Raw genomic sequence first — 20,948 nt, 5'->3', positions numbered from 1 at the left:
CTCGCTGAGTAGGATGGCGCTACTGCCCACCCGAGGCGCACACCGTCGTGCGAGGAGAATGTCGTGCCCCCATTGCCCTATGCCATCATTGGCGCAGGTCCCACCGGTCTTGCTGCTGCGCGAGCCCTCCAAAAAGCCCGAATTCCGTTTCAGGGATATGAAGCTTCCACCGGCGTCGGTGGGCTCTGGGACATCGAAAATCCACGCAGCACGATGTATGAGTCTGCACACCTTATTTCGTCACGCACCACGACCGAGTTCACCGAGTTTCCGATGGCCTCGACGGCCGACTACCCCAGTCACCGTGAGCTAAAGACCTACTTCGGTGATTTTGCCGCCCACTTCCGTCTCGACGAGAAGTTTCATTTCTCGACCCGTGTCACGCGGGTGCGCCGCGATGGTTCCGAATGGCTCGTTAGCGTTATCGACGCGGAAGGCGAGCACACGCATCGCCATGCGGGTGTGATCCTCGCAAACGGAACGCTCGCTGAACCCCACATTCCGTCGTTCCGAGGCGAGTTCAGCGGCGAGATCATGCACACCAGCGCATATAAGTCGGCCACTCAGCTCACCGGCAAGCGCGTGCTCATTATTGGTGCGGGCAACAGCGGTTGCGATATTGCCGTCGACGCCGTGCACCACGCGCGCTCGGTCGACATGAGCGTGCGCCGCGGGTACTACTTCGTGCCGCGGTACCTGTTTGGCCGGCCATCGGACACGCTGAACCAGGGCCGGCCGCTCCCGGCAAAGATCAAGCAGTTTATTGACAAGCGCATCCTGCAGGCCTTCACCGGCGACCCGGTGCGGTTCGGGTTTCCGAAGCCGAACTACAAGATTTACGAATCACACCCCATCGTCAACACCCTGATTCTGAACCACCTGGGGCAGGGCGACCTGCGCATTCGAGCCGATATTGATCGGTTCGACGGAACCACGGTGCACTTTCGTGACGGATCGACAGGTGAGTACGACCTGATTCTGCTCGCCACCGGGTACAAGCTGGACTACCCTTTCGCAGACCGCGCCGATCTGCACTGGACGGGTGCGAGCCCGGACCTGTACCTCAACGTCTTTCCGCCGAGCTTCAACGGACTGTACGTGCTCGGCATGATCGAGGCGTCGGGCATCGGCTGGCAGGGGCGCGCCGAGCAGGCCGAGCTGGTCGCGGCATACCTGCGCGCCGAGCGCGAAGACCCGGAGAAGGCGCGCGCCTTCCGCGAACGCGTCATGAATGATCCCTGGCCCGATGTGACCGGCGGATACAACTACCTGGGCCTGGACCGCATGAGCTACTACGTCAACAAAGACGCCTACCGCCGCGTGGTTTCGTCGACGGCACAGACGCTGAAGGTGAGCGCATGAATATCGACGAGGTTGTCCTCAACTTCTCCCCCAACTCCCTCGTTCTGCTGAACGTGGTGCTCGCGCTCATCATGTTTGGCATCGCGCTGGACGTCGCGCCGCGCGACTTCACAATCGTCGCGAAGCACCCCAAGCCGTTTATCGTGGCCATCCTCGCGCAGTTGCTGATTCTGCCTGCGGTCACGTTTGGTTTGACCCTCATTCTGCCCGTGACGCCCTCCATGGCACTCGGCATGATCTTGGTCGCGTGCTGCCCTCCAGGCAATATCTCCCAAGTGCTCACCCACCGCTCCGGAGGAAACGTCGCGCTGTCGGTGTCGATGACCGCCGTCGGAAACCTGCTCTACATCGTCGCCATGCCGCTGTCGATCGCATTTTGGGGTTCGATGCATCCCACAGCGCACGAGCTGCTGCGTGCCGTTGAACTCAATACGTGGCAACTGCTGCTCGACATCGTGCTGATCATCGGTTTGCCTTTCCTGGCGGGCCTTGCCATTCGTGCCAAGTTCCCGACGTTCTCAAAGCGCGTTCAGCCGGCCGTCAAGTGGTTCAGCCTGATCGCGCTGCTCGCGTTCATCGTCATTGCGCTCGTCGGCAACTGGTCATTCTTCATCGCATTCCTCGGCGTCATCATCCTGGTCGTCACCGTGCACGACGCCGTCGCCCTCGGCGTCGGCTACAGCACGGCAGCAGTCAGCGGCCTGGGCACACGGGAACGGAAGGCAATGACGTTCGAAGTGGGCATCCGTAACGCGGGCCTCGGCCTCGGGCTGGTGTTCATGTTCTTCGACGGTTTGGGCGGTATGGCCATCGTTGCTGGCTGGTGGGGAATCTGGGACATCATCGCTGGCCTGATCGTCGCGAGCCTGTGGGCGCTGCACACCAAGCGCAAGACGGGCTCAGCACAGGGCGACGCTTCTCGTTTTGCTCCCGCCCCAGAAGCAACCGCATGACGCGCGTACTCGTCACCGGCGGTTCCGGATTTCTCGGCTCTCACGTCGTGACCGCGCTGGCCACTCATCCTGATGTCGACGCCGTGATCTCAGCCGATGTTCGCTTGCCTGAGCATCCGCGCGACGGTGTCATTGACGCCACGTGCGATGTGACGGCACCTGGCAGCCTGGTTCCGATTTTGGATCAGTACAACATCGATACCGTGGTGCATCTCGCCGCCATCGTGAACCCGGGCCACGACGCCGATCTGGAGTATCGCGTCGATGTGGAAGGCTCCCGCAACGTGATTGACGCGTGCATCGCCGCCGGGGTTCGACGTCTCGTCGTGTCGAGTTCTGGCGCCGCCTATGGCTATCACGCCGACAATCCCGCGTGGATTACCGAAGAGTGGCCCACCCGCGGCAGCGACGAGTTCGACTACTCCCGTCACAAGGCGCTCGTCGAACGCATGCTCGCCGACGCGCGCATCGAACATCCGCAGCTGGAACAGGTTGTCTTCCGCATCGGAACCATTTTGGGTCCGACGGTGAAGAACCAGATCACCGCGCTGTGGGACGGCAACCGCATTTTGGCAATCCGCGGTTCTGAATCGCCCTTCGTCTTTGTGTGGGCCGATGACGTTGCCGCCGCCATGGTGCGGGCCTCGACCGATGGTCCGGCTGGAATTTTCAACGTGGCCGGAACGGGAGCGCTCACCGTGACGGAGATCGCCGCACGCCTCGGCAAGCCCGTGCTGCGCGTGCCTGCCGGTCTGTTGTCGTTGGCCCTCAGAATCGCGCATGCGCTTCGTTTGACCGTGCATGGCCCGGCTCAGGTCGGCTTTTTGCGGTACCGCCCGGTGCTCGACAACACGGCGCTGCGCGAACAGTTTGGTTTGACGCCGTCGCACACGTCGGCCGAGGCGTTTGAACACTATCTGCAGACGCACCCGGGCGTTGCCCGCCGCTAATCGAAAATAACGAAACCGGCGCCCGCTTATGGTGCGGCGCCGGTTTCGTTGTTGATGATGTTACTTCTCGAAGCCCTCGGCGATGATCTCGATGAGTTCTTCGCGCTCTTCCACCGCGAGGAAGGCGGCAGCGGCGGCGTTCAGCTGGAAAGCTTCAATGTCTTCCAGCGTGTATTCAAAAGCGTCTGCAAGCAGCTTGAGCTCGCGCGTGAGTGACGTGCGGCTCATCGTCCGGTTATCGACGTTGACGGTGACAGCGAAACCGAGCTGGTACAAGAGGTCAAACGGGTGATCCACCATCTCGGTGCCCCACGCAGCAATCGCCCCGGTCTGCAGGTTCGACGACGGTGACAGCTCAAGCGGAATCTCCCGATCGCGCACCCAGCGGGCAAGGTCGCCAAACTGCACGCGCACCTCTTCATCGTCGCGACCGACGACGTCAAGATCCTCGGCGAGGCGAACGCCGTGGCCGAGGCGCAACGCCCGGCCATCGATCAGTGCGGAACGAATCGAATCAAGGCCAGCTGCTTCTCCCGCGTGAACCGTGGTCGGGAAGAAGTTCGTGGCGAGGTAGTCAAACGCGTCACGGTGCTGTGAAGGCAAGAATCCGTCTTCGGCGCCAGCGATGTCAAAACCGACGACGCCGCGATTGCGATAGTCAACGGCGAGCTTCGCGATCTCCAGTGAGCGATCGGTGTGGCGCATCGCGGTAATGAGCTGGCCGACACGAATATCGTGGCCGCGGCTCGCGACTGCGTCCTCACCCTCCTCGATGCCGTCCTGAATCGCGTCGACCGCTTGCTCCAGCGTGAGGCCACCGGCCACGTGCTGTTCCGGTGCCCAGCGCATCTCACCGTAGACGACGCCATCCTGGGCCAAGTCTTCAACAAACTCGCGTGCGATACGCGTCAGCGCCGCCTCAGTTTGCATGACCGAAGTCGACAGCTCGAACGACTTTAGGTACTCGACGAGCGAACCGGATTCGCCCTGCTTCGCAAACCAGGCGTCCAGCGCCTTGGCGTCAGCGGCCGGGGTTGTGATCCCGTGTTCGTCGGCGAGCTCAATGATCGTCGCCGGGCGTACGCCGCCATCGAGGTGATCGTGCAACGACACCTTCGGCAGGCTCCGCAGCGAAACGCCTTCCAACTTGGCGTCACCGTGCTGGTCGATTGACATGAGATACCCCTTGTTCTGAGAGTCTTTACGCGGTGATGCGCTCGCGCACGAGAGGACCACGGACAACTGCCGTGTCTCCAATCTCCCACGCTCCCTCAAGCGATTCAAGCGCACGAGAGAATCGGGATTCGTCATTTGCCGACAGCGTGAACAGCGGCGCACCAGCTTCAACCGTATCGCCTACCTGCGCGTGCAGATCAATGCCAGCTGCGTGAATAACCGGGTCTTGCGGACGCGCGCGTCCGGCGCCCAGACGCCACGCCGAAATACCGAAAGGCAGCGCTTCCAGGCGGGTGACAACACCCGACCGCGGCGCAACGACAGTGTGCGTCTCATTCGGCGTCGGCAGCGCTGCATCCGGGTCGCCATCTTGCGCGGAAATCATGGCACGCCACGAGTCCATCGCCCGGCCATCCTTCAGCGCGGCCTCCACATCAGCATCGGGCTGGCCAACGAGTGAGAGCATTTCTCGAGCGAGCGCCACCGTGAGTTCAACGACATCGGCGGGTCCGCCGCCGGCAAGCACCTCAACCGATTCGCGCACTTCATTCGCGTTACCGATTGCCCGGCCCAGCGGGCTGTTCATGTCGGTCAACAGCGCCGTCGTGGCAACGCCCGAGTCCGTACCGAGCGCGACCATCGTCTCCGCGAGCTCACGCGCACGGTTAATGTCTTGCATAAATGCGCCGGAACCAAACTTCACGTCAAGAACGAGCGCGCCGGTTCCTTCTGCAATCTTCTTCGACATGATGCTCGAGGCAATCAGCGGAATAGCCTCGACCGTTCCGGTGACATCACGCAGTGCGTACAGACGCTTATCTGCTGGCGCCAGGCCAGAGCCTGCCGCACAAATCACCGCGCCGACCTCGCTGCCCAGCTGCGCAAACATCTCTTCGTTCGACAGCGCCGCCCGCCAGCCCGAGATGGACTCAAGCTTGTCGAGCGTGCCGCCGGTGTGGCCGAGGCCACGGCCGGAGAGCTGCGGAACCGCGACACCGAACGAGGCAACAAGCGGTGCGAGCGGGAGGGTGATCTTGTCGCCGACGCCGCCGGTGGAGTGCTTGTCGACAGTGAGTTTGCCGAGACCGGCAAAGCTCATCCGCTCCCCCGATGCGATCATCGCGTCGGTCATCACGCGGATCTCATCGCGGGTCATGCCATTGAGCAGCACGGCCATGGCAAACGATGCCATTTGCGCATCGGTGACATACTCACGCGTGTACGCGTCGATCAGCCAGCGCAGCGCGTCTTCGGGGATCGGCTTGTGATCGCGCTTCGCGCGAATAACGTCTACGGCGTCAAATGCTTCGATACTCATCGGCCAAACTCCTCAAGGTCGCGCGGGCCAAAGGCATCGGGCAGAACCTCGTCAATCGTGCGGATACCCGACACCGTCTCCAGCAGCATGCCAGGCAGTGCGTGTTCGAACAGGAGCTGACGGCACCGACCGCACGGCATCAGCGTGGCACCGTGCCCGTCAACGCACACGAACGCGACGAGCTTGCCGCCGCCGGTCATCGCCAATTGCGATGCCAGGCCGCACTCTGCGCACAGCGTGACACCGTACGACGCGTTCTCGACGTTGCAGCCGGAAACGATCCGGCCATCGCTGACCAGTGCCGCGGCTCCGACCGGGTAGCGCGAGTACGGCACGTAGGCCTTCTTCATCGCTTCGGTTGCTGCTGTGCGCAGCTCGTCCCAGTCAATATCCGTCATGATTCTCCGATTAGTTCTTGATGTAGGGCTCGCCCGAGGCTGCCGGCGGGCGAGCCCGGCCGACGAGTCCGGCGACAACAAAGATGGTCAGCAGGTACGGAACCATCGCGAGGAACTGGCTGGGAACGCCAGAGTTCATCACAGACAGTTGGGACTGCAGGTTGGTGGCAAAGCCGAACAGCAGGGCAGCCAGCGTTGCCTTGATCGGATCCCACTTACCGAAGATCACGGCGGCGAGGGCGATAAAGCCCGCGCCTGCGGTGATGTTCTCACCGAACTCGGGGTTTACCACGAGCGTGTAGTAGGCGCCACCGATTCCGGCAATCCCACCGGCCATCATCACGTTGAGGTAGCGGGTGCGTGCGACCTTAATGCCGACAGTGTCTGCCGCCTGCGGGTGCTCACCAACGGCGCGCAGACGCAGACCCCAGCGGGTGCGGAACATCGCGAACGACACCGCGAAAACAATGACGAACATGATGTAGACGAGCACGGACTGGTCGAAGAACACCGGGCCAATGATCGGGATATCGCCGAGCAGCGGAATCTTGACCCTTGGCAGTAGCGGCGGCGAGTTGAGGCCAGCCGGGTCCAGCCAGGCCTTCACGAGGAACGTCGTGAGGCCAGCGATCAGCACGTTGAGCACCACACCGACGATCACCTGGTTGACGTAGTACGTGATGGCAAAGACAGCCAGCACCAGACCGATCAACGCGCCAGCAACCACGGCTGCCACCAGACCCCACCAGGGCGAGCCCGTCATGGTTCCGACCGCCGCAGCGGTAAACGCGCCACCAAGCAGCTGCGCTTCGATCGCGATGTTGACGACACCGGCACGCTCACCGATCACGCCGCCCAAAGCACCAAGCACGAGCGGAATGGCAAGGGCCAGTGCTCCGGAAAGCAGGGTGACGACGGTGAGCATCTTGCCCGAGCTTGCCCAGGTTGCAAACGCAAAAACCAGCGAGAAAATGAACAGCGCGGTCAGCGCCATCGGCATCTTCTTGCCCTTGTTGGCGAGCACAAACGAGTACGCGGCGATCGCGAGCATGACAATACCAAACGCGATACTGACGGGGCCAGCCGGCACCTCAACGATGCCTTCGCCGCCGGAGCAGAGCACCTGGATGCAGAAGTTTGCGACGCCCCGACGCGGAACCAGCACGACGAGTGCCGTGATCGCGAGTGCGACAACGGTCATCACGATCGGGTTCTTCAGGGAGCGCACAACGACGGTGCGCGGTTCGACAATTGTCGACATGTCTGCACTGGTCACTTGTCGAATCCTTCCTCGTCGAGGGGATCGAGGCCGACCGCATCGCCCTCCACCGGCTGAACGTTGCCATGAGCGAGATCAGTCGAGATCACGTCTGCATCTGGCATGCCGTCGATGGGTTGCGCCTCTTCGGCGGCGTCCGCGGCGTCTACGGCGATCGTCGCGACGCTGGGCGCCACCATCGCGGCGCCGAGATTAGCGCGGTCAACAGCAGCACGCTTGCGTGCCTTGCGCTCGGCACGCGTCGGCTTGCCTGGCTTCGGCAATCCGAAGATCGCGCGCACCAGGGGCGGAGCCGCAATGAACAGGACGATAAGTGCCAGCACGATGTCGACAAGTTCAGCAGGAACCTGGGCGATCTTCATCGTCACTGAGCCCGCCTGGAACATGCCAAACAGGAGGCCAGCAGCGAGGATACCGAAGGGCGTCGATCCACCGAGCAGGGCAACGGTGATCGCGTCGAAACCAATACCGGCATCGACGCCGTCACCAAAGGGAGCCTTGCTCGACAGGGCGAGCGTCACGCCGGCGATGCCGACGAGGGCACCGGCGATCAGCATGCCGAGGAAGTACATGCGGCCCACATTGATACCGGCGGTGCGTGCGGCTGCCGGGTTCTCCCCCACCACACGCATGCGGAAGCCGAGGCTCGACTTCTCCAGGAGCCACCACACGAAGAACACGGCGATAACGACGATGACCAGGCCGATCGTGACGCGGTACTGGTCACCGAACAGCTTCGGAAGCACGGCCGTCTCAGCCATGTAGCCCGTCTTTACGTTGCTGGATCCAATGGCCTGCAGTAGCCACTGGGTGCCGAGGGCGAACAGCAGGAGGTACCGTGCGACGTGGTTCAGCATGATGGTCACGATGACCTCGTGTGCGCCCGTTCGTGCCTTCAGGATGCCTGCGATACCCGCCCACAGCGCGCCGAATGCGACGCCGACGACGAGCGCGACAATGAGGTGGACTCCAGCGGGCAGCTCCATGCGCGTCGCAACCCAGCCAGCGCCAGCAGCGGCAAGCAGAATCTGTCCCTGGCCACCAATGTTGAACATGCCGACACGGAACGCGAGGCCGACACCAAGACCGGCAGCGATCAGCGGCGTTGCTTCGTGCAACGAGTTCATGAGGCTACCGATGCCCTGGGCAAAGGTCGGCTTCGTGTAGTCGTAGATGGCACCGCGGAAGAGCGCTGAGTAGGCTTCGGCAATCGCGTTGCCAGCGGCGGCCAGCATGTCTTGTGGTTTGGCGAAGAAGTAGCCGGCCGTTGCCTGCACGCCTTCGTTCGTAAAGACGATGAGCAGGGATCCGGCGATGACGGCGAGCACAAATGCGCCAAGGACCACCGGGAACTGGCTCATCATGATTTCGCGGCCGACGCCGTCAAAACGACCCTTCCTGGGCGCCGTTTCTTCAACCTGCGGGGCTGTTGCGGTCGTGGTCATGCGCTGACTCCTTCCGGAGTGATACCGGCCATCATCATGCCGAGGGCGTCACGGGGAGTATCTCCAGGCACGATGCCAACAACCTTTCCGCGGTACATCACCATGATGCGGTCGGCGAGTGCGGCGACCTCATCCAGTTCTGTGGAGATCACGATCACCGGGACACCAGCATCGCGAGTCTCAATGATGCGCTTGTGAATGAACTCGATCGAGCCGACGTCGACGCCACGCGTCGGCTGTGCGGCAACAAAAAGCGACAGGTCGTGGCCGAGCTCACGAGCGAGCACCACCTTCTGCTGGTTTCCGCCGCTCAACCGGCCTGCGGCCTGGTCGGGACCCTGCGTGCGCACGTCGAACTCGTCAATCGATTTGCGTGCGTAGTCATTCAGGAACCGCGAGCGAATGGTTCCAAAGCGGGAGAACGGCTTGCCGTATGAGCGCGTCAGCATCAGGTTCTCTGCGATGGAGAACTCCGAAACGAGGCCATCGACCTTGCGGTCCTCCGGCACGAAGCCGACACCGGCTTCGACGATGGAACGCACGGAGCGGCCGACAAGTTCGGCGCCGTTCAGGTTGATGGAACCACGCGTCTTCGGTTGCAGGCCCATGATGGCTTCGGTCAGTTCGGTCTGCCCGTTGCCCTGCACACCAGCGATGGCGAGGACTTCGCCAGCACGAACGTCGAATGACACGTCGTCGACGAGCACGATGCCCTTGGGATCGACGACCGTGAGGTCGCGAACGGCGAGGGCGACCTCACCGGGTTGTGCCTTGCCCTTGTCGACCGTGAGCGCGACAGCGCGGCCGACCATGAGCGACGCCAGCTCTTCGTTTGTCGCGGTCGGGCTGGCTTCGCCAACGACCTTACCGAGACGAATAACCGTGATGCGGTCAGCAACAGCGCGGACCTCACGAAGTTTGTGGGTGATGAAGACGATGGCTGTGCCCGCATCACGGAGCTGGCGCATCGTGGCCATCAGCTCATCCGTTTCCTGCGGGGTGAGCACGGCGGTGGGCTCGTCGAACACCAAGACCTTGGCGTCGCGGGAGAGCGCCTTGATGATTTCCACGCGCTGCTGCACGCCGACGGGAAGGTCTTCAACGACAGCGTCGGGGTCAACGTCGAAACCAAAGCGCTGCGAAATCGAGCGCACGAGTTCTCGGGCTGCGTTCAGATCGAGCACGCCCATTTTGTTGGGTTCGTGGCCGAGCATGACGTTTTCGGCGACGGTAAACACCGGAATCAGCATGAAGTGCTGGTGCACCATGCCGATGCCAGCGGCCATCGCATCGCCTGGGCCGGAGAACGACTGCACGACATCGTCCAGCAGGATGTCTCCGTCGTCAGCCTGGTAGAGGCCGTAGAGAACGTTCATCAGCGTGGACTTGCCAGCGCCGTTCTCGCCCAGGAGACAGTGGATTTCACCGGGGTTGACCGTCAGGTTGATGTGGTCGTTGGCGGTGAGAGCCCCAAACCTCTTTGTAATGTCGCGCAGCTCGAGCTTCATGGTCAGATCCTAGTGAGCGGTGTTGAGCCAGGGCTATCCCCGGCTGTGGACAGGAGAGGGAGGCCGGCATGCGCCGACCTCCCTCTATCTGTAGGTCTTAGTCGAGGTAGCTCGTAACCGTGACCTTGCCTGCAATGATGTCAGCCTTGAGAGCGTCAACCTCAGCGAGCAGTGCCGCATCGACCTTGTCCGCGAAGTTGTGCAGGTCAGCAATGCCGACGCCACCGTTCTCCAGCGTTCCGATGTATGCGTCGAAGTCGAGCGTGCCCTCGGCCGAAGCCATGGTTGCTTCGTAGGTCGACAGGTCCATCGACTTCAGGATCGACGTCAGCACGAAGTCCTGAGTGTTCGGGTCGGTCTCGAACAGGTCAGCGTCAACACCGATGAGGGCGATGTCGCGACCCGACTCCTGGATTGCCTGGAGAGCCGACTGGTAGATCGGGCCACCGACGGGCAGGATCACGTCGACGCCCTGAGCGATGACGTTCGATGCTGCGGTCTTGGCGTCAGCGTTAGCTTCGAAGCCACCGGTGAAGGTTCCGGTCTTGCCGTCCCAACCAACAACCTCAACCTTGGTGCCGTTGACCGAGTTGTAGTGGTCGACACCCTGCTTGAAGCCGTCCATGAAGATCGTGACGGTCGGGAACTCCATGCCACCGAACGTGCCGACCTTGCCAGCCTCCGAGTAACCAGCCGACAGGTAGCCAGCGAGGAACGCGGCTTCAGCGGTGTCGTACAGCAGCGGCTTGATGTTCTCGGCGTCCTTCTTGCCGTCGAAGTCGTTGTCTGCGGCGTCGTCGACAAGGATGAAGTCGGTGTCGGGGTTTGCCAGTGCAGCCTCAACGGTTGCCGCCGACAGAGCGAAGCCGACCGAAACGATAGCGTTGCAGCCTTCAGCTGCGAGGCCGTCGATGTTCGGGCCGTACTCAGCCTCAGAGTTGGATTCAACGGACTTCGACTCAGCGCCGAGCTCGTCCGTTGCGCGCATCAGGCCCTCGAACGACAGCTGGTTGAACGACTTGTCGTCAAAACCGCCGGCGTCCGAAACGATGCAGCCGAGGAAGTCGGTTGCTGCAGCCGAGGGCTCGGTCGTTGCGCCGTCGGTTGCACCGGTCGTCGGCTCGGTGGCCGGCGCCTGGCCACAACCGGCAAGCGAGAAGATGAGGCCAGCAGCGAGGACGCCGCCAGCAAGCTTCTTGGTGGTGGAAATAGTCAAGGTTGCCTCCGCGATTGATCGCCCGCGCCATTCACGGGTTCGCTCCCAGAAAGTTACCCCGCATGACGCTTGTGTTGCCTTACTCTGACGGCAAAGGTTACAAAGCCGAAACAGATTGCTCATATGAGCACTCAGAAGTGCACGCCTTTCTCGTTAGAGTACGTCGCCTCTGCCGGTGAGTTTCAGTGCGTCAACGACGCCCTTCACGCGTTGTGCGTGCTCACTTGTGGTCACGAGTAACGCGTCCGGAGTGTCAACGATCACAATGTCTTTCACTCCCACTACGGAGATGACGCGCGTGGTCTGTGAAACGAGAATTCCGCTTGATGCATCGGCAAGTACTCGGGCGTTCTCCCCCAGTATGGCCAGGTCATTGCCACGGCCGCGCGAGTTCAGCTTGGCGAGGCTGGCGAAGTCACCGACATCATCCCAATCGAAGTGCCCGGGAATCACAGCCAGCGTGCCAGCCGCAGCCGCTGGTTCCGCCACCGCATAGTCAATGGCAATCTTCTTCAGTTCCGGCCAAATCCGATCGACCGCTGGTCCGCGCTTGTCACGGTCGTCCCACGCTTCGGCAAGCTCAATCAGCCCAGCGTGGAGCTCAGGCTCATTTCTCGCAAGTTCGGCGAGGATGACGTCGGCGCGAGCAATAAACATGCCAGCGTTCCACAGGTAGGTGCGCGCTTCGACGTAGCGCTTCGCCGTTTCCAGGTCTGGCTTCTCGACAAACTCCCTGACGAGGAGGGCTTCAGGAGCGCCCTTTACCTCCAGCTCATCGCCACTGCGGATGTAACCAAACCCGACGCTCGGCTCGAGCGGTGGAATACCGATCGTGCAGATATAGCCCTCGCGGGCGACGGCGACGGCTTGCTCGACTGCCCATTCAAAGCGGTTGGTGCCCTGAATAACGTGGTCTGCGGCGAAGGAACCAATAATCACATTGGGTTCGCGGCGTTGCAGAATTGCGGCAGCGAGCCCGATGGCTGCCGCAGATTCACGCGGCTCTGATTCGAGAAAGACGTTGAGGTCGGCGACTCCCGGGAGCTCGTGTTCGACGGCGGCACGGTGGGCGCGGCCGGTAACGACGGCGATCCGGTCACTGCCCGAGAGCGGCTCGAGGCGATCCCACGTGTCACGCAGCAGAGATTGCCCGGAACCGGTGAGGTCGTGCAAGAACTTGGGTGCGTCTGCGCGCGACAACGGCCAGAGGCGGCTACCGATACCACCGGCAGGAATAACGGCATAAAAGTCAGAGAGCTTGCCTTGCATGGTGCAAGGTTAGCCCGTCGCTCCCGCGACACCGCCGCACCACGACGCGAAGCGGGACGCCAGCTTTCGCGCGATCAAGATCACGATTCAGGCACATTGTCGCCATTTATGCCCGCGTTTAGGTATGCCTCATTCGCCCCCAGCGAAATTACAGGAATAGGATAGAGACCTACGCTCGCGCTTCATTGGCGCCCGCAAAGCTCGCATCGATCAGGGAGGACGACGTGTCCGCAAGCGCTCGCTTGACACCGTCGGTATCCGAGACCACCTCAAAAACGCCGCGTGGAACGCTCTACCGCGGCAATGAGGGTATGTGGTCATGGGTGCTGCACCGAATTACAGGTGTCGCGATTTTCTTCTTCTTGCTTGTCCACGTTTTGGACACTGCACTCATTCGCGTCTCTCCTGACGCGTACGACGCCGTCATGTCGACGTACAAGAACCCACTCATGGGCTTCGGCGAACTCATCCTCGTCGCCGGCATCGTCTACCACGCGATCAACGGTCTGCGCATCATCCTGGTGGACTTCTGGTCCAAGGGCGCGAAGTACCAGAAGCAGATGTTCTGGATCGTCATTGGCATTTGGGTTGTTCTCGTCGGCGCATTCGCCGTTCGCCACATCCCGAACGTTCTTGCGCACGCAGGAGGAGGTCACTGATGTCTGCTGAAACTCTCGCGACTCCCCGCTCCTCGGCGGCTGCTCCCCGCAACGGCGGCGCCAACCTCGAAAAGTGGGGCTGGCTGTACATGCGCGTGAGCGGTGTCGTGCTGGTCGTTCTCATCTTCGGTCACCTGTTCGTCAACCTGATGGTCGGCGACGGCATCTCTGCCATCGACTTCGGTTTCGTCGGCGGCAAGTTCGCCACGCCGTTCTGGCAGTGGTGGGACGTCGCCATGCTGTGGCTCGGTCTCATCCACGGTGCAAACGGCATGCGCACCATCACCAACGACTACGTCTTGAACAAGACAGCCCGCAAGGTGCTCGTCTCCGCGATCTGGATCGCTGTCGGTCTGCTCATCGTCCTCGGCACGCTTGTTGTCTTCACGTTTGACCCCTGCAACGGTGTCTTCGAAGATGGCGCGCTGTGGGAAGCATGTGCAGAACTGACGGGCAAGTAGAAAAGCTAGGCACAACCACGTGAATACTTCAGATTCCGTTATCCGCGACGGCGTTCACTACCACCAGTTCGACGTTGTCATCGTCGGTGCTGGTGGAGCAGGCATGCGAGCAGCTATCGAAGCTGGCCCGGGTGCGAAGACCGCCGTCATCACCAAGCTCTACCCGACGCGTTCGCACACCGGTGCGGCACAGGGTGGCATGGCTGCAGCCCTCGCCAACGTTGAGGAAGACAGCTGGGAGTGGCACACCTTTGACACCGTTAAGGGTGGCGACTACCTCGTCGACCAGGACGCTGCTGAGATCCTCGCAAAGGAAGCCATCGACGCGGTCATCGACCTCGAGAACATGGGCCTTCCCTTCAACCGTACGGAAGACGGCAAGATCGACCAGCGTCGCTTTGGTGGTCACACCCGCGACCACGGTAAGGCCGCTGTGCGCCGCGCCTGCTACGCCGCTGACCGTACCGGTCACATGATTCTGCAGACGCTGTTCCAGAACTGCGTGCGCTTGGGCATCAACTTCTTCAACGAGTTCTACGCCCTCGACCTCATTACGGTTGAAGACGAAAACGGTGCAACGCAGGTTGCCGGTGTCGTGGCATACGAGCTGGCAACGGGCGAACTGCACGTCTTCCACTCGAAGGCCGTCATCTTCGCAACGGGTGGCTTCGGCAAGATCTTCAAGACGACGTCGAACGCACACACCCTGACAGGTGACGGCGTTGGCATCATTTGGCGCAAGCGCCTCCCGCTGGAAGACATGGAGTTCTTCCAGTTCCACCCGACGGGCCTTGCCGGCCTCGGCATTCTCCTCACCGAGGGTGCTCGCGGTGAGGGCGCTATCCTCCGTAACGCCTCGGGTGAGCGCTTCATGGAGCGCTACGCACCGACCATTAAGGACCTCGCACCGCGTGACATCGTTGCGCGCTCGATGGTTCAGGAAGTAGCCGAGGGTCGCGGTGCTGGTCCGCACAAGGACTACGTTCTCCTCGACTGCACGCACCTCGGTGCTGAGGTCCTCGAGACTAAGCTTCCCGACATCACCGAGTTCGCTCGTACCTACCTGGGTGTTGACCCGGTTGTTGAGCCCGTCCCGGTGATGCCGACCGCTCACTACGCCATGGGTGGTATCCCCACCAACGTCAACGCCGAGGTTCTCGCCGACAACACCACCGTTGTTCCGGGTCTCTACGCCGCGGGCGAGTGCGCATGTGTTTCGGTGCACGGCTCGAACCGCCTCGGAACCAACTCGCTGCTTGACATAAACGTGTTCGGTAAGCGCGCTGGCCGCAACGCTGTTGAGTACGTCAAGACCGCTGACTTCGTTCCACTGCCGGAAGACCCGGCGAAGGAAGTTCGCGAGATGATCGAGGGCCTGCGTTCCAACCCGGGCACCGAGCGTATTGCGACGCTTCGTAAGAAGCTGCAGGACGACATGGATGCGAAGGCTCAGGTGTTCCGCACCGACGAGTCGCTCGGCGAAGTTCTCGAGACGATCGAAGAGCTGCGCGAGCGCTACAAGAACGTCCACGTCGATGACAAGGGCAAGCGCTACAACACCGACCTGCTTGAGGCTGTCGAGCTGGGCTTCTTGCTCGACCTCGCCGAGGTTGTTGTCGTCACCGCGAAGAACCGTAAGGAAAGCCGTGGCGGTCACATGCGCGACGACTACCCGAACCGCGATGATGAGAACTACATGCAGCACACCATGGCGTACCTGACGGGCGACCCGCACTCGTCCAACGCTGATGACCACATCAAGCTCGATTGGAAGCCCGTCGTCGTGACGCGTTACCAGCCCATGGAGAGGAAGTACTGATGTCGACTGCAGTTGCTGAGGCCAGCACGCCCGAATCCGATGAGGTTCAGTCTTTCCTTGTGACGTTCATCGTTCGTCGCTTCGACCCCGAAGTTGACGAAGAGCCGCGCTGGGTTGACTACGATGTCGAGCTCTACTCGACCGACCGCGTCCTTGACGCCCTGCACAAGATCAAGTGGGAGGTCGACGGTTCGCTGTCGTTCCGCCGCTCGTGCGCACACGGTATTTGTGGTTCCGACGCTATGCGTATCAACGGCCGCAACCGTCTCGCGTGCAAGACGCTGATCAAGGACCTCGATATTTCGCAGCCGATCTACGTTGAGGCCATCAAGGGTCTGCCCCTGGAGAAGGACCTCATCGTCGACATGGAGCCGTTCTTCGCCTCCTACCGCGAAGTTCAGCCCTTCCTGCAGGCAAACTCCCCCACCACGCCGGGCAAGGAGCGCACGCAGTCCATCAAGGACCGCGCCATCTTCGACGACACCACCAAGTGCATCCTGTGCGCAGCGTGCACGTCGTCATGCCCCGTGTTCTGGACCGACGGCCAGTACTTCGGCCCGGCTGCCATCGTGAACGCACACCGCTTCATCTTCGACTCGCGCGACGATGCCGCAAACGTGCGCCTCGACATCCTCAACGACAAGGAAGGCGTGTGGCGTTGCCGCACCACCTTCAACTGTTCCGAGGCATGCCCGCGCGGCATCGAGGTCACCAAGGCTATTGCCGAGGTCAAGCAGGCTGTCCTGCGCGGCGGTCGTTGATCAGCTGATCTTCATGTGAGTGGGCGTCACCTTCGGGTGGCGCCCACTTTTTTGTGCATCGCAGAAAAGTCGCCGTTGAGTACGCTGGGGGTGTGAGCGAAGAGCGGAACCAGGAGACAGCCACTGCAGACGAACGTGCCTCTGTGGTGGAAAAGGCGACGGAGACAGCGCAGAAGGTCATGGGCTCCTTCCCAGTCCGGGTGTTCCAGCGCTTCTCTCTGCGTAATGGCTTTATCTTGGCGTCTGGAGCGAGCTTCCAAGCGTTCTTTGCGATCGCCGCCGCCATCTACGTCGCGCTCGTCATTCTCGGGTTTTGGCTGGGCGCCAGCACGACCGCAGTCAACGGCCTGATCGACGTCATCAACGGGTATCTTCCCGGTGTCATCGCAGAAAGCGGCGGCCTGTTCACCCCTGATCGGGTGCGTGACGTTGTCGTCAGCTCCACCGGCGCGCTATCGATCACCGGTATCGCCGCACTGCTCGCCGTGATTTGGACCGCGATCGGCTGGATGGGTTACGTGCGCAAGGCTGTTCGTGACATCTTTGGCCTCCCGCCCGAGACCGGCGCTTTTGTGATCCTCAAGGTTCGCGACCTCCTGGCCTCTATTGGGTTCGCCATCCTGCTTCTGATCGGTGCGGTGCTGTCGACCGTCGGTTCCAGCACGCTGAACTTTGTGCTCGACCTGATCGGTTTATCCGACAACGAGTGGCTCCTGCGCACGGGCACCCAGGTGCTCGCCATTGCCGTTGCCTGCGTCATCAACATTTTCACCTTGATCGTGTTGTTCCGGTTCTTGGTCGGTACTGATCTCAAAACGAAGCCGATCCTGCCCGGAGCACTCCTTGGCGGCGTCAGCCTCGCGATTTTGCAGGTTGGTGCCGGTTATCTGCTCGGTAAGACGCCATCCAATCCCCTCCTCGCATCTTTCGTTGTGATCATCGGTCTGCTGTTGTGGTTCCGCCTCATCATGACGGTGATCCTCCTCGCCGCCGCATGGGTGGCCGTGAGTGCCGAAGACCGCAATATCGCCATCGTGCTGCCATCGCATGAAGAACGGGCGCTCCTGGAAGCGCGCACCCTGCACGACGCGGCACTCGTGCGCTATCGCGAAGCGCGGATCGCGCGTGCTGGGGCGCGTTGGTACGTTCGTCCTGCGGCTACCCGTCAGGTGCGGCACTGGGCTGAACGCGCAGAAGAACTTCGGCTACAGGTGGCAGCGGCCGAAGCGGCGCTGGAAGAGTCAGGCAAACGCAAGATCACTGTCGTCCCTCGCCGCTAGGCTTGTGGCATGGTACGTATCTCTTCGGTCAACGTCAACGGCGTTCGTGCGGCAGCTCGCAAGGGCATGCACCCGTGGCTTGCCGACGCGGGTGTCGACATTCTGACTCTGCAGGAGGTGCGTGCGCCTCGCATTGAGCTCGAGAAGGCTCTGCCTGGCTGGACGCTCGTCGACGATGAGGCGACAGCGAAGGGGCGAGCCGGCGTCGCGATCGCTTCACGCCAAGAGCCGGTTGCGGTACGCACCGCGTTCGGCCTCGACGAGCACGACACGAAGGGCCGCTGGATCGAAGCCGACTTCGACATTAACGGCGAGCGTGTCACCGTGGTGAGCGCTTACGTGCCGACCGGTGAGGCTGAGACGCCCGCGAAGCAAGACCCGAAGTGGGCGTTCCTAGACGCGATGAATCTGCGTTTGCCCGAGCTTTCGGCTGACTCTGCACTCGCCGTTGTCACCGGCGACCTCAACGTTGGTCACCGCGAGTTCGACATTCGCAACTGGAAGGGCAACGTCAAAAAGGCCGGCTTCTTGCCGCGCGAACGTGCCTACTTCGACCGCTACTTTGGTGCGCACGGCACCGACGTGACGGGAGTCGACGGAACCACGGGGCCTGGCCTCGGTTGGGTGGACGTTGGCCGCGCATTTCACGGCGAGATCGATGGCCCGTACACGTGGTGGTCAAGCCGCGGCAAGGCATTCGACAACGACACCGGGTGGCGCATCGATTACCACATGGCCTCCCCCGCTCTCGCCGAACGCGTGGAAAACTATACGGTCTGGCGCGCGCCCAGCTGGGACACCCGCTGGAGCGATCACGCCCCGGTCACGGTCGACTACCGCCTCGGCTAAGCAGGCGCAGCGTCGCGTGCGTCTACGTGGCACCGACGCGGCTATGCGCCCACGTAGCGACGCGACTACGCGGCCACGCGATTACCTGGCTACGCGGCCACGTGGCGACGGGGCTATGCACCCACGCGTTCGCGTGCCGTTGCCACCGCGTCTGGCGTGAAAGCACGCACAGGCAACGCTAAATAGTTCGTCGAGCCACGGAACCGCAGGATCAGGGTGTCGCCGACGAGCGTCGCCTTCTGGAAGCCGCTAAGTTTCAGGGTCTGTGTGGCCAGCGGCGACTGCAACCATACGGTGTCATCCGTGATGCTCGTCGCGAGACGTGACCCCTCAGGCGCCGCCGCACGCAGCATCTTCTTCGCCTGCGAGCGCAGCAGAAACGGCACAAGCGCGGTGATGACAATCATGCCAAGCCCCGCGATCAGCATGGTGACGTTATTGGTCATCAGCGAGACAACGATCGCGGCCACGCTTGCGAGGGCGACAAAAGCGAACGCGATCAGCATCGTGGGCGTCGTCATCAGATATCGCATCACGTCGCGACCGTGCGATCGCATATCAGCGTCGGTAATGGTGATCGTGGACTGCGGCTTAGGCATGCAGACAGTATGTCAGCGCGTGAGCAGTGCGCACAGAACGAGTAGGGTTGACGAGTGACTGAGAAAGCGCGTCTTTATTCCGGAATGCAGCCGTCCGCCGATTCACTCCAGATCGGCAACTACATTGGTGCCCTCATGCAGTGGCGCGATCTGCAAGATTCCTACGATGCCTTCTTCTCCGTCGTTGACCTGCACGCGATCACCGTGGCGCAAGACCCCAAGATTCTCGCGGAGAAGACCCGCCGCACGGCCGCTCAGTACATTGCCGCTGGCATTGAGCCGGCAAAGTCGACGCTGTACGTGCAGTCGCACGTTCCCGCGCACGCCGAGCTCGCGTGGATTCTGTCGACCATCACCGGTTTCGGTGAGGCTGGCCGTATGACGCAGTTCAAAGACAAGTCGCAGCGCTACGGCGCCGACTCGACGAGCGTTGGCCTGTTCACCTACCCGGTGCTGATGGCAGCTGACATTCTGCTCTACCAGGCAAACGTGGTTCCGGTCGGCGACGACCAGAAGCAGCACGTTGAGCTGACCCGCGACCTCGCTGAGCGCTTCAACTCGCGCTTTGGCGAGGCTTTCACGGTGCCCAACGCGATGATTCAGCAAGACACCGCGCGCATCTACGATCTGCAGACCCCGACGTCGAAGATGTCAAAATCGGCAGAGACCGATGCCGGTGTGCTGTGGTTGCTTGATGAGCCGTCGAAGACCGCGAAGAAGATCATGCGCGCTGTCACCGACAACGACGGTGTTGTGAAGTACGACCGCGAAGAAAAGCCCGGCGTTTCGAACCTGATGGTGATCTACGCGGCCATGACGGGTCGCCAGATCCCCGCGATTGAAGACGAGTTTGCCGGTCGTGGTTACGGTGACTTCAAAAAGGCCGTCGCCGAAGCCGTCGTGAACGAATTTGGTCCGGTGCGCGAAAAGGTGCTTGAGCTACTTGATGACCGGGCCGAACTCGACCGCGTACTCGCGCGCAACGCCGACAAGGCAGAAGAGGTCGCGACCAAGACTCTCACCGACGTGTACGACAAGGTCGGCCTGCTGCGCCGCGCACGCTAATCGTGACGGCTTCGGCCGTCGATATCGCCCCGCTCACGACCGAACGTTTGGTGTTGACGCTCGCTTCTGCGCGCGATATCGACGATATTGTTGACGCTTGCCAAGACCCTACGCTACGGGAATGGACGGCGCTGCCTTCGCCTTACGAGCGGGCGGATGCGGAGTGGTTTGTCGCGCACGCTACCCAGGCTGAGCAGGATGATCGCGCCCGGCACTGGGTGATCCGCGCATCGGGCCGGCTGTTGGGTGTGGTGTCGTTGACACGGTCAACTCCTGACACTGCAGAACTCGGCTTCTGGATCACCGCTGACGCGCGACGCCAGCGCTATATGACCGAGGCCGCTGCCGCTGTCATCGACGACGGTTTTGCCATCGACGGCATGCTGCTGGATCGCATCGAGTGGAACGGCGCGGTCGGCAATGTCGCGTCGGCGCGGACCGCTCGCGCGCTGGGCTTCCAATACGAGGGGCTCCGGCGCGGGGCGATGCTGACGCCGCGCGGCCGAGTCGATGCGTGGGTTGCCGGGTTGCTGTTTCACGACGCCCGCAAGCGCACTCCGTGGCCCGTCCTCGCGCGTTAA

20 protein-coding genes are annotated in these 20,948 nt (G+C 61.9%); 11 read left to right on the top strand and 9 right to left on the bottom strand.

The annotated features are described in order from the left end of the window. Positions 1-63: 63 nt before the first annotated feature. The 3 genes from KTJ77_RS03150 to KTJ77_RS03140 are packed head-to-tail and all read left to right on the top strand — an operon-like array spanning position 64 to position 3,265. Positions 64-1,362 carry a flavin-containing monooxygenase gene (locus KTJ77_RS03150; protein WP_367948810.1) on the top strand — a complete coding sequence of 433 codons (1,299 nt, stop codon included), beginning with the start codon at positions 64-66 and terminating at the stop codon, positions 1,360-1,362. Next, the gene (locus KTJ77_RS03145) at positions 1,359-2,315 is read left to right on the top strand and encodes a bile acid:sodium symporter family protein (protein ID WP_217337055.1); all 957 of its coding nucleotides are present in this window, start codon (positions 1,359-1,361) and stop codon (positions 2,313-2,315) included. Before KTJ77_RS03150 ends, KTJ77_RS03145 begins: the two co-directional genes overlap by 4 nt. After that, positions 2,312-3,265 carry an SDR family oxidoreductase gene (locus KTJ77_RS03140; RefSeq protein WP_217337054.1) on the top strand — a complete coding sequence of 318 codons (954 nt, stop codon included), beginning with the start codon at positions 2,312-2,314 and terminating at the stop codon, positions 3,263-3,265. The genes KTJ77_RS03145 and KTJ77_RS03140 overlap by 4 nt, the downstream gene beginning before the upstream one ends. 60 nt (positions 3,266-3,325) lie before the next feature. Here KTJ77_RS03140 and KTJ77_RS03135 read toward each other — a convergent pair whose 3' ends face one another. The 8 genes from KTJ77_RS03135 to KTJ77_RS03100 all read right to left on the bottom strand — a co-directional run bounded on the left by KTJ77_RS03135 (position 3,326) and on the right by KTJ77_RS03100 (position 12,874). Next, positions 3,326-4,441, bottom strand: coding sequence for an adenosine deaminase (locus KTJ77_RS03135; RefSeq protein WP_217337053.1), 1,116 nt, complete (start codon positions 4,439-4,441; stop codon positions 3,326-3,328). A gap of 25 nt (positions 4,442-4,466) precedes the next feature. Beyond that, positions 4,467-5,759 (bottom strand): thymidine phosphorylase, encoded by a 1,293-nt coding sequence (locus tag KTJ77_RS03130; RefSeq protein WP_217337052.1) that lies wholly within the window; start codon positions 5,757-5,759, stop codon positions 4,467-4,469. Then, positions 5,756-6,157, bottom strand: coding sequence for a cytidine deaminase (locus tag KTJ77_RS03125; protein ID WP_217337051.1), 402 nt, complete (start codon positions 6,155-6,157; stop codon positions 5,756-5,758). Before KTJ77_RS03125 ends, KTJ77_RS03130 begins: the two co-directional genes overlap by 4 nt. A gap of 10 nt (positions 6,158-6,167) precedes the next feature. After that, a complete protein-coding gene (locus tag KTJ77_RS03120) occupies positions 6,168-7,433 on the bottom strand; it encodes an ABC transporter permease (RefSeq protein WP_367948809.1) in 1,266 nt (421 codons plus the stop codon). After that, positions 7,430-8,881 carry an ABC transporter permease gene (locus KTJ77_RS03115; RefSeq protein ID WP_217337050.1) on the bottom strand — a complete coding sequence of 484 codons (1,452 nt, stop codon included), beginning with the start codon at positions 8,879-8,881 and terminating at the stop codon, positions 7,430-7,432. The genes KTJ77_RS03120 and KTJ77_RS03115 overlap by 4 nt, the downstream gene beginning before the upstream one ends. Beyond that, a complete protein-coding gene (locus KTJ77_RS03110) occupies positions 8,878-10,389 on the bottom strand; it encodes an ABC transporter ATP-binding protein (protein ID WP_217337049.1) in 1,512 nt (503 codons plus the stop codon). The genes KTJ77_RS03115 and KTJ77_RS03110 overlap by 4 nt, the downstream gene beginning before the upstream one ends. A 97-nt stretch (positions 10,390-10,486) precedes the next feature. Beyond that, positions 10,487-11,605, bottom strand: a complete 1,119-nt coding sequence (locus KTJ77_RS03105) for a BMP family protein (protein WP_254367344.1) — start codon at positions 11,603-11,605, stop codon at positions 10,487-10,489. Positions 11,606-11,758: 153 nt separating this feature from the next. After that, positions 11,759-12,874, bottom strand: coding sequence for a mannose-1-phosphate guanylyltransferase (locus KTJ77_RS03100; protein WP_217337047.1), 1,116 nt, complete (start codon positions 12,872-12,874; stop codon positions 11,759-11,761). Positions 12,875-13,098: 224 nt separating this feature from the next. On the opposite strand from KTJ77_RS03100, the gene sdhC reads away from it, so the two are divergent. The 6 genes from sdhC (at position 13,099) to KTJ77_RS03070 (ending at position 18,703) form a co-directional block, all read left to right on the top strand. Beyond that, on the top strand, positions 13,099-13,533 hold the full coding sequence (gene sdhC / locus KTJ77_RS03095) for a succinate dehydrogenase, cytochrome b556 subunit (protein WP_217337046.1): 435 nt from the start codon (positions 13,099-13,101) through the stop codon (positions 13,531-13,533). After that, a complete protein-coding gene (locus KTJ77_RS03090) occupies positions 13,533-13,994 on the top strand; it encodes a succinate dehydrogenase hydrophobic membrane anchor subunit (RefSeq protein ID WP_217337045.1) in 462 nt (153 codons plus the stop codon). The genes sdhC and KTJ77_RS03090 overlap by 1 nt, the downstream gene beginning before the upstream one ends. 19 nt (positions 13,995-14,013) lie before the next feature. Next, positions 14,014-15,813, top strand: a complete 1,800-nt coding sequence (gene sdhA / locus KTJ77_RS03085) for a succinate dehydrogenase flavoprotein subunit (protein WP_217337044.1) — start codon at positions 14,014-14,016, stop codon at positions 15,811-15,813. After that, entirely contained in the window at positions 15,813-16,574 is a 762-nt protein-coding gene (locus KTJ77_RS03080) for a succinate dehydrogenase iron-sulfur subunit (RefSeq protein ID WP_217337043.1), read from the top strand. Before sdhA ends, KTJ77_RS03080 begins: the two co-directional genes overlap by 1 nt. 92 nt (positions 16,575-16,666) lie before the next feature. Further along, positions 16,667-17,854 carry a YihY/virulence factor BrkB family protein gene (locus KTJ77_RS03075; protein WP_217337042.1) on the top strand — a complete coding sequence of 396 codons (1,188 nt, stop codon included), beginning with the start codon at positions 16,667-16,669 and terminating at the stop codon, positions 17,852-17,854. Between the two features lie 9 nt (positions 17,855-17,863). Next, positions 17,864-18,703: an exodeoxyribonuclease III gene (locus KTJ77_RS03070; protein ID WP_217337041.1), complete on the top strand. Its 840-nt coding sequence runs from the start codon at positions 17,864-17,866 to the stop codon at positions 18,701-18,703. A gap of 113 nt (positions 18,704-18,816) precedes the next feature. On the opposite strand, the gene KTJ77_RS03065 is transcribed toward KTJ77_RS03070, so the two are convergent. After that, positions 18,817-19,302 carry a hypothetical protein gene (locus KTJ77_RS03065; RefSeq protein ID WP_217337040.1) on the bottom strand — a complete coding sequence of 162 codons (486 nt, stop codon included), beginning with the start codon at positions 19,300-19,302 and terminating at the stop codon, positions 18,817-18,819. Between the two features lie 54 nt (positions 19,303-19,356). On the opposite strand from KTJ77_RS03065, the gene trpS reads away from it, so the two are divergent. Further along, entirely contained in the window at positions 19,357-20,367 is a 1,011-nt protein-coding gene (trpS, locus tag KTJ77_RS03060; RefSeq protein WP_217337039.1) for a tryptophan--tRNA ligase, read from the top strand. A gap of 2 nt (positions 20,368-20,369) precedes the next feature. Next, positions 20,370-20,948: a GNAT family N-acetyltransferase gene (locus KTJ77_RS03055; protein WP_217337038.1), complete on the top strand. Its 579-nt coding sequence runs from the start codon at positions 20,370-20,372 to the stop codon at positions 20,946-20,948.

This window comes from Microbacterium sp. NC79 (assembly GCF_019061125.1).
Lineage (GTDB): Bacteria > Actinomycetota > Actinomycetes > Actinomycetales > Microbacteriaceae > Microbacterium.
This window is presented reverse-complemented; position numbering and strand designations above follow the sequence as displayed.

Bases quoted from the DNA above. Each gene is read 5' to 3' on its own strand.
- KTJ77_RS03145 (WP_217337055.1), top strand. From the start codon at position 1,359: ATGAATATCGACGAGGTTGTCCTCAACTTCTCCCCCAACTCCCTCGTT.
- KTJ77_RS03140 (WP_217337054.1), top strand. From the start codon at position 2,312: ATGACGCGCGTACTCGTCACCGGCGGTTCCGGATTTCTCGGCTCTCAC.
- KTJ77_RS03135 (WP_217337053.1), bottom strand. From the start codon at position 4,441: ATGTCAATCGACCAGCACGGTGACGCCAAGTTGGAAGGCGTTTCGCTG.
- KTJ77_RS03130 (WP_217337052.1), bottom strand. From the start codon at position 5,759: ATGAGTATCGAAGCATTTGACGCCGTAGACGTTATTCGCGCGAAGCGC.
- KTJ77_RS03125 (WP_217337051.1), bottom strand. From the start codon at position 6,157: ATGACGGATATTGACTGGGACGAGCTGCGCACAGCAGCAACCGAAGCG.
- KTJ77_RS03115 (WP_217337050.1), bottom strand. From the start codon at position 8,881: ATGACCACGACCGCAACAGCCCCGCAGGTTGAAGAAACGGCGCCCAGG.
- KTJ77_RS03110 (WP_217337049.1), bottom strand. From the start codon at position 10,389: ATGAAGCTCGAGCTGCGCGACATTACAAAGAGGTTTGGGGCTCTCACC.
- KTJ77_RS03100 (WP_217337047.1), bottom strand. From the start codon at position 12,874: ATGCAAGGCAAGCTCTCTGACTTTTATGCCGTTATTCCTGCCGGTGGT.
- KTJ77_RS03090 (WP_217337045.1), top strand. From the start codon at position 13,533: ATGTCTGCTGAAACTCTCGCGACTCCCCGCTCCTCGGCGGCTGCTCCC.
- KTJ77_RS03080 (WP_217337043.1), top strand. From the start codon at position 15,813: ATGTCGACTGCAGTTGCTGAGGCCAGCACGCCCGAATCCGATGAGGTT.
- KTJ77_RS03070 (WP_217337041.1), top strand. From the start codon at position 17,864: ATGGTACGTATCTCTTCGGTCAACGTCAACGGCGTTCGTGCGGCAGCT.
- KTJ77_RS03065 (WP_217337040.1), bottom strand. From the start codon at position 19,302: ATGCCTAAGCCGCAGTCCACGATCACCATTACCGACGCTGATATGCGA.